We start from the raw sequence: 1,935 nt of genomic DNA on the forward strand, positions 1-1,935 counted from the left end.
ACATTGCGCAGATGACAACGACTCAAACTCGTCGAACACGTGCGTGCACGACAAGAAGTCCGTAATCGGCATCATCCGTGTTCGCTACCGCCTACGTCACGCTCCTACTTCAACGTTCAAAGCTGAGCTGCTTGGTAGCAGTAGGACTCTTGCTTCGACTGGTCTGAGTAGAACTTTTTGTGCGGCCTACGAGACGCGCAATTGGTGGTAGTCATCTACGGGCCTATCGCATCTACTATACCCTCACTTTGATTAGTTGCTAGAAAAACAGTGGATTCGGCAGGTCAGAACTGCTGTCCAATCGAGAGAAGATTGTAGACTAGCCAGCCTACAATTGACAACGCGATCAGGATATGGCCGATCCCAACAAATACGCCTGAGAGAAGCAATACAACTCCAAGGATAGCGTAAAGTTGAATTCCGCTCAAGCCGTTTGGAATTGATGGTATCATTCTTGTTTCTCCTGTCGCCGGTTTCCGAATACCCACGTCTGACTGGGATGTAAATTCCTACGGAAACTTCGAACATCGAAAACCGACGACGATCGAAATAACTCCTGCTTTGATATTAACAGTTGGGGAACCAAAGTGGAAGTGAAAATGTGGAACCTCCATTCAACATCCAATGGGCAGATATTGAAATGAAACGGAGGGGACTGTAATTTTGGGATTGTTTCGTCTCATGGTGGTGGTAGCCGCCTACGGGCAATGCGGTTTTGAGAAGTAGACTTTTATTCTGAGAGATATTTGAGAGGCGTAATAGATGAGTGAGGAGGATATAAATGAGCACTATGTTCCGCAATCTTATTTGCGGCTATTTTCTCCACCTGGCAGAGATATAATCTCAAGATATTCACTGAAGGACAAGCACGGTGGTGGAGAGTACTATCCACCGTATGATGAATACTCGATTAAGACAGCTGCATCTGAAGTAGGATTTGCAGATGGTTGGTTGGAAGGAAATGATGTTACCGAAGCAGAAAACGAGATGATAGGAACTATTCGGAAGCTCAGAGATCGCGTGAGTCTTACAGAAAGGGATATTTCGTCCCTGTCCGGTTTCATCGCCTTCCAAAAGAGCAGGACACCAACCTCAAAGCTACACTTTGAGGGGCGTCAGCTACTCGGAGATATAATTGATAATAAAGCTGAATTTTTGGACTTTGATCTCGATCAGGGGTGGGAAACTGTGGTCACACACAACGCCAACTCAGGCCACGAGGCGTTGCAACATATGGGATGGGTCTTAATTGAGAACGACACCAGTACTCCATTCATTACCTCTGATGATCCAATTGTCCATTACTTCGACTGTCCATTCGAGGAAGTTGATACAGCAATATTCCAGATGGAAAATAGAGAGATATACTGTCCGCTTGGCCCGGATCTTTTATTGGTTCTTCTAGATCCATCTGTCTTTGATGTCGGCTCTCAATACCCCAGCACGGATATACAGCGTGTAGCTGTTGATGATGCTGTCGAAATAAACAAGGTCAACTTTTTACAAACGATAAATGCATTCAGAGAAATATTCGGTCCAGTTGACTATGGCGATTATTTGGAGGATATTGTAGAAACACTATGTGACCGATTTCCCGATGAGGCGTATATACGTGGACCTGCACGTAGCTTGCGCGAAATTGAGGTCGCACAACGAGTTGGTTCAGGCCATATCGAAAGTGAAAAAGAAAAAGAATGGTATCTCTCGAAAGGTCGTGAGATAACGCGATCTAGGCAAAAAAAGACGAGAGCAATCTGGGAATTCAAGCACGAAATAGGACTGATTGAGTCTCTGCGATTGGATAAGAAGAGCCTGTCATAGAATCCATCTCATAGCTTCTCACAGCCCGGTTCGTTTCCTCGCTCATAGTTGGTGATTGCAATGACAACCCGGAGGCAGAGCGCAACGAAAACTTCTGTTCGTGCGTGGACGTGG

Annotated in this window: 2 protein-coding genes and 1 pseudogene; 1 reads left to right on the top strand and 2 read right to left on the bottom strand. The window is 45.6% G+C overall.

Features of this window, described 5'->3' with window-relative positions; translation table 11 throughout:
- Positions 1-284 precede the first annotated feature (284 nt).
- A complete protein-coding gene (locus WDJ60_RS18735) occupies positions 285-452 on the bottom strand; it encodes a hypothetical protein (protein WP_340102309.1) in 168 nt (55 codons plus the stop codon).
- A 310-nt stretch (positions 453-762) separates the two neighbouring features.
- Between WDJ60_RS18735 and WDJ60_RS18740 the strand changes: the two genes are divergently transcribed.
- Entirely contained in the window at positions 763-1,821 is a 1,059-nt protein-coding gene (locus WDJ60_RS18740; protein WP_340102311.1) for a DUF4238 domain-containing protein, read from the top strand.
- Between the two features lie 8 nt (positions 1,822-1,829).
- Here WDJ60_RS18740 and WDJ60_RS18745 read toward each other — a convergent pair.
- Positions 1,830-1,935 (bottom strand): annotated as a pseudogene (locus WDJ60_RS18745) (IS5/IS1182 family transposase); the annotation flags it as partial.

The organism is Salinibaculum salinum (assembly GCF_037645885.1).
Classification (GTDB): domain Archaea; phylum Halobacteriota; class Halobacteria; order Halobacteriales; family Haloarculaceae; genus Salinibaculum; species Salinibaculum salinum.

Bases quoted from the DNA above. Each gene is read 5' to 3' on its own strand.
- WDJ60_RS18735 (WP_340102309.1), bottom strand. From the start codon at position 452: ATGATACCATCAATTCCAAACGGCTTGAGCGGAATTCAACTTTACGCT.
- WDJ60_RS18740 (WP_340102311.1), top strand. From the start codon at position 763: ATGAGTGAGGAGGATATAAATGAGCACTATGTTCCGCAATCTTATTTG.